5 protein-coding genes are annotated in these 5,696 nt (G+C 66.5%); 4 read left to right on the top strand and 1 reads right to left on the bottom strand.

What is annotated here, in order from left to right; genetic code table 11:
* Positions 1–214: 214 nt before the first annotated feature.
* The 3 genes from AC1DS3_RS34345 (at position 215) to AC1DS3_RS34335 (ending at position 2,157) form a co-directional block, all read left to right on the top strand.
* The gene (locus AC1DS3_RS34345; RefSeq protein ID WP_477128931.1) at positions 215–841 is read left to right on the top strand and encodes a trimeric intracellular cation channel family protein; all 627 of its coding nucleotides are present in this window, start codon (positions 215–217) and stop codon (positions 839–841) included.
* A gap of 2 nt (positions 842–843) precedes the next feature.
* Positions 844–1,659: an AraC family transcriptional regulator gene (locus tag AC1DS3_RS34340; RefSeq protein WP_441634638.1), complete on the top strand. Its 816-nt coding sequence runs from the start codon at positions 844–846 to the stop codon at positions 1,657–1,659.
* Positions 1,660–1,752: 93 nt separating this feature from the next.
* The gene (locus tag AC1DS3_RS34335) at positions 1,753–2,157 is read left to right on the top strand and encodes a cupin domain-containing protein (protein ID WP_441634636.1); all 405 of its coding nucleotides are present in this window, start codon (positions 1,753–1,755) and stop codon (positions 2,155–2,157) included.
* A gap of 40 nt (positions 2,158–2,197) precedes the next feature.
* Here the strand turns inward: AC1DS3_RS34335 and AC1DS3_RS34330 are convergent, their stop codons facing one another.
* A complete protein-coding gene (locus AC1DS3_RS34330) occupies positions 2,198–3,274 on the bottom strand; it encodes an MBL fold metallo-hydrolase (RefSeq protein ID WP_441634634.1) in 1,077 nt (358 codons plus the stop codon).
* 696 nt (positions 3,275–3,970) lie between these two features.
* Here AC1DS3_RS34330 and AC1DS3_RS34325 point away from each other — a divergent pair.
* Positions 3,971–5,696 (top strand): acyl-CoA dehydrogenase family protein (locus AC1DS3_RS34325; RefSeq protein ID WP_477128930.1); only part of this gene is annotated, 1,726 nt, incomplete at its 3' end.

Here is a 5,696-nt window from a genome sequence, read left to right as displayed (position 1 = left end):
CGCATGGCCAACCCGCGTGCCTTCGCCAGCTTGCGCTTGCGCGCTGGCGCGCTGGCGTGGCAGGCGGTTGGCCGCGATCGACGCTAGCGGGGCGATGGCAATGCGCCGTCGGTGCACGCGCGGTGCGTACCACCTGCAGGTGTCTATGGCGCCACTGCCCGGAGGCCAGTATCCTCTTACAGTTGCCCCGCCCCGAGCCCAATTCATCAGCCCAATGAGAACAAGAGCCGAAGTCGTCGTGCTGGCAGCCGATCTTGCCGGCACCACCGTGTTTGCCGTGGAGGGCGCCATCGTCGCCATGCGGCATGGGCTGGACTTTCTCGGCGTGCTGGTGGTCTCGCTGGTCACCGCGGTGGGCGGCGGCATCATCCGCGACCTGCTGATCGGCGCGGCCCCGCCCAATGCGATCCGGGACTGGCGCTATCCCGCCCTTGCCTGTCTTGCCGGTACCGCGGCGTTCGTATTCCACTCGGCGGCGCAGGGGTTTACCGGCCCACTGATCATCGCGCTGGATGCGGCGGGCCTGRCACTGTTTGCCGTGGCGGGCGTGCAAAAGGCGACGAACTACGGCGTGCGCCCGCTTGTTGCCACGCTGATGGGAACACTCACCGGCGTGGGCGGCGGCGTGGTGCGCGACATGCTGCTGGCGCAGGTGCCGACCGTGCTGACCGCCGACATCTACGCCACGGCAGCCTGGCTGGGATCCGCGGTATTGGTCAGTGCCCGGGCCCTGCGCCTGCCGCCGACCGTCGCCGCGCTGGCCGGCGGCGCCAGCTGCTTTGCGCTGCGGCTGCTTGCCGTGCAACATGACTGGCACCTGCCGAAGGTGCCGGTCTGGTGATCATGCCGTTGAAAGACACGCCAAAGGACTGGGTCCTGCGCGCGCCGCAAGCGGGCCGCATGGAACGTATCGAAGCGTTCTTTTCCGGGCATGGCTACGATCCGCATCGCCACGATACCTATGCCATCGGGCGGACGCTGTCGGGCGTGCAGCGCTTCAAATATCGTGGCGCGGAGTGCAACAGCTTGCCTGGCGGGACCATTGTGCTGCATCCCGATGAAGTCCACGACGGCGAGGCCGGCACCGAAGCTGGCTTCCAGTATCGGATGTTGTATATCGAGCCAGCGTTGATCCAGCAGGTGCTGGGCGGCAAGCCGCTGCCCTTTATCAAGAACGGCCTGTCCTCGGATGCGCGGCTGCGTGAAGCGACCGGCGTCTTGCTGCAGAGCATGGAGAGCCCGCTCGATCCGCTGGAGGAGGACGATGCGCTGTTCGATCTCGCGCATGCCTTGTGCGCCGCGGCTGGCGCTCGCGCCAGGCACCAGGGCTATGACTACCGGGCCGCAGAGATGGCGCGGGGATTCATTCACGGCGCGCTGCAGCGCACGGTCACCTTGAGTGAGCTGGAAGCGTGCAGCGGGCGCGATCGCTGGAGCCTGTCGCGCGACTTCCGCTTGCTGTTCGGCACCAGCCCTTACCGCTACCTGACCATGCGCCGGCTTGACCTGGTGCGCTCGCTGCTGATGCGGGGCCAGTCGCTGGCCGATGCCGCGCTGGCCGCCGGCTTCACCGATCAGAGCCACATGACGCGTCACTTCGGCAAGGCCTATGGCATGTCGCCGGCACGCTGGGTAAAGATGCAGCAAAGACTGCGCTGAGGGCGCCGGCTGACAGCTTGCACGATCGTACAAGATTTCACCCGCGAGCCTTGCTAACGTATGCGTTCATGACAAAGCAAGGAGATACACGCCATGCAACACGATCTGGCAAGCGCCCCACACAAAGAGCCCGGTAAATACAAAAGCCTGAACTTCGCGCAGAAGCTCGGCTTGATCCATGAGCGCTGGACGCCCAAAGTCATCGCCGAGATGAACGACTACCAGTTCAAGCTGGTCAAGATCGAAGGCGATTTTCTCTGGCACCACCATGCCGAGACCGATGAAGCGTTCATCGTGCTGGAGGGCGCGCTGCGCATCGATTTTCGCGACGGGCACGTGCAGCTATCGGCGGGCGAGATGTTCGTGGTGCCCAAGGGCGTGGAGCACAAGCCTTTTGCCGAGACGGAAGTGAAGCTGCTGTTGATCGAGCCCCGGGGCGTACTGAATACCGGCGGCGAGGGTGGCGAGCGGACGGCGGTCAACGACGTCTGGATCTGATCGCCCTCCCCCGCCCCACCCCGCCCTATGCTCCCGGCGCTCAGGCCTTGCGGTAGCGCGCGATGCCGTCGGGGCCCACCTCCATCACGGCCTCTTCCCGATGCACGAGATAGTTCAGGTGGGCAATGCTCTCGCCGGTTGCCATGCCGAGCAGCCCGGGCTCGGCGCCGATGGGGCGGGAGAATAGCTCGCCGAAGACATCCACCGCCCGCCTGGGCTCGGCCAGCGCGGCGCGCAGGCGGTCCAGCGCGTGGTGCTGGCTGCGCTCCAGATAATCGATGCGCGCGTGCAGGCCACGGAAGGGCTCGTTGTGCGCCGGCAGCACCAGTACGTCGTCCGGGACTTCCCGGCGCAGCTTGGCGAGCGAGGCCAGCCAGTCGCCCATCGGATCGGCATCGGGCTCGGTCGGGAAGACCGACACATTGGAAGAGATGCGCGGCAGGATCTGGTCGCCGCTGATCAGGATCTTCAACGCCTCGCTATAGAGGCAGGCGTGTTCGGGCGAGTGGCCGTTGCCAACCACGACCCGCCACCGGTGCTCGCCGATCGTCAGGTTCTCGCCGTCGCGCAAGCGCCGGTAGCTGTCGGGCAAGGCATGGACGTACTTGCCGAAACCGCCAAAGCGCACGCGGTAGGCCTCGATGGCATTGTCGTCCCAGCCTGCGCGGCGATAAAAGCGCACGCCGTCTTCCGGCGCCTCGCGCCCGGTGTCCGCCGCGAGCACGCGGCAGTTCAGGTACTCCAGCCGGGTCATCCACAGGCGGCAGGCGAACTTGCGGGTCAGCCAGCCGGCCATGCCGATGTGGTCGGGATGCATGTGGGTCACGAAGAGCCGGGTGAGCCCGTCCGCGAGCGCCCCACCCTGCGCGAAAAGATCGCGCCAGGCGGCGGCGGTTTCGCTGGTTTGCAGACCGGCGTCAACCCCTGCCCAACCCTTGCCGTCACGCACCGCCCACAGGTTGATATGGCTCAGCGCAAACGGCATTGGCATGCGGATCCACAGCACGCCAGGCACGACCTCAACCGCGCTGCCGGGCGCCGGCGCTTCTCCGCAGGGGTAGTCGAGAACAGGCTTGCTCTCGGCCTCGGGTGGGGGGGTCAGGCTCTCGTCGCTCATGTTGTTGTTTTCCTTGGGTCCGTACGGACATGCCAGCTGCGCCGCGTGGCGCTCCGGATACTGCACCGGTATGGGGCAAGGCTGCGCACCTTGCGTGCGACGCCGTGAGCGATTCTACCGAGGTCCGGCCCTTCGCGCAGCAGCACGTGCCCGGCAAGACGCCGGCACGGCGCCGGCCAATACGGCGGGGTATATCCAGATTCTATATCCGGCATCAAAAAACGATCTTGGACATTTAGCGGGGCCAGGGCAATAGTGGGGCCACTGCCGCAAAAGTCGGCGGATCCCGACAAAGCTATCGCGCGGAGACACAATGGGACTGAGCCGCTGTACTTTTCTGACAGGCGCACCGGCCTGCTTGGCGCAAAGCCCGGCTACGACGAGGTGTTCGAGGCCCCTGACGGGCCCGCGCCGATCGGCATAGACAACGATACGCAGCAAAGACGCATCCGTCTGGCGGCCGATCGGCAAGAGATGGCCGATGCGCCGGATTTCGCCACGATCGCCGCCTGCGTGGCGAGTGTTTCCGAAACGCTCGGTCTCCTCCCGGCGCACGTCCGGACCCGGCCGGTGGCCGAATGGCTCGATACCCTGCGCTGCCAACGTCGCCCGTTCCCCCATCCACAGGCTGGACCAGGCACTGGATCATCCCGTGCGGCACACCAGTCAAATCACGTTTTCATAGAAGGAATGGTCATGCCAGACTCCCCGGACACCGGCACGCCCGGCACTTGCCTGAAGGCATTTCGCAAGCAGATCCGCGACTTCCTGCAGGAGGCGGTTCCGCCCGACATCCGCGCCGCCACGCGCGCGCACTGCCTCGTCACGCGCGAGCAGGCCACCATCTGGCACCGCATCCTGCATGCGCGCGGCTGGGCTGCGCCCGGTTGGCCACGCGAGCACGGCGGCCCGGGCTGGTCGCTGGTGGAACAGGCCATTTTCCGGGAAGAACTCGCTGCAAGCGACGCGCCCTATGTGGAGAACCTGGGTATCGACACGATCGGCCCTACGCTGATCCGCCATGGCACGCCTGAACAATGCCGGCGCTTCTTGCCCGGCATGCTCACCTTCGACGACTTCTGGGCGCAGGGGTACTCCGAGCCCGACGCCGGCTCGGACCTGGCATCGCTGCGCACCGTGGCTCGCCGCGATGGCGATATGTGGGTCATCAATGGCACCAAGATCTGGCAAAGCCTCGGGCATTGGGCCAACTGGGCTCTGGTGCTGGCACGCACGGACGCCACCGCAGAACGCAAGCAGGACGGGATTTCGGTGCTGCTGATCGATCTGTGCTCGCCCGGCGTGACGGTACGTCCCATTCGCTATATCAATGGCTCGCACTTTCACGTCCAGATGTTCTTTGACGATGTGCGGGTTCCGGCCGCAAACCTGGTCGGAGCGGAGAACGCCGGCTGGGCCATCGCCAAGGGGCTGCTGGTCATCGAGCGCCTGTTCGTGKCACGGCTGGCCGAATGCAAGGCAGAACTCGCGCGCGCCGCAGGGCTGGTCGCGCAGCAGCACGGCGGCGGCGATCCGGCGCTGCGCATGGAGCACGCCCTGCTCAAGCGCCGGCACGCCGCCCTGGACATTCGCACGCGCGCGCTCGAAGCCGCCTGGTGGCCTGCCGTGCGGCAGGCGGCGCAGGGCGGTAGTCCCCAACTGGAGGCTTCGCTGCTGAAACTCGAAGGCATCGAGTTGCTGCAGGACCTGCACCTGTTCAGCATGGATGCCCATGGCACCGCATCCCTGGTGTTCAACCCGGAAGCCGTCGAGGGCAGGCCAGGCGAGGGGCCGACCGGACATGCCGGGCATGCCGGGAACCTGGCCCTGCACATGTGGCGTTACCGCGGCAGCTCACTGGCCGGCGGCTCCTCCGAGATACAGCGCCAGATCATCGCCAAGGCGATCTTTTCCGGACAGACCGAGATCGACTGCGCGCGCGCCGATCACCTGGGCGAACAGCAGGCCATGATGGTCGATACCGTGCGCCGCTGGCTGGACAAGCATTACAACTTCGCGCGCAGGCAGAAGATCATCGGCACGCATGGAGGCTTCGATGAAGCTGCGTGGACCGGCCTGGCCGAGCTTGGCCTGACCGGCCTGGCCATTCCGGAGGCAGCCGGAGGCCTGGGCAACACCATGGCAGACCTGCTGCCGATCATGGAAGCGCTTGGCGAAGCGCTGGTTCTCGAACCGCTGCCGTGGAGCGCGGTGCTCGCCACGCAGGCGCTGCTCGCCACGCCGCATGGCCCGGTACGCAACGCACTGTTGGCGGCGCTGGCCAGCGGACAGACCCGCTGCGCGCTGGCTTGCGGTGAGGGCGCCGGCGATGGCCGGATACCGCGCCCGAAGATAACAGCGCAGCGCACCGGCGAAGGCTGGCTTCTGGATGGTGTGAATTCGATGGTGATGGGTGGCGCCC

The sequence above is a fragment of the Cupriavidus sp. 01L46 genome (genome assembly GCF_056399905.1).
Note: the sequence above shows the minus strand (reverse complement) of the source record. Positions and strands in the feature narration are given on the sequence as shown.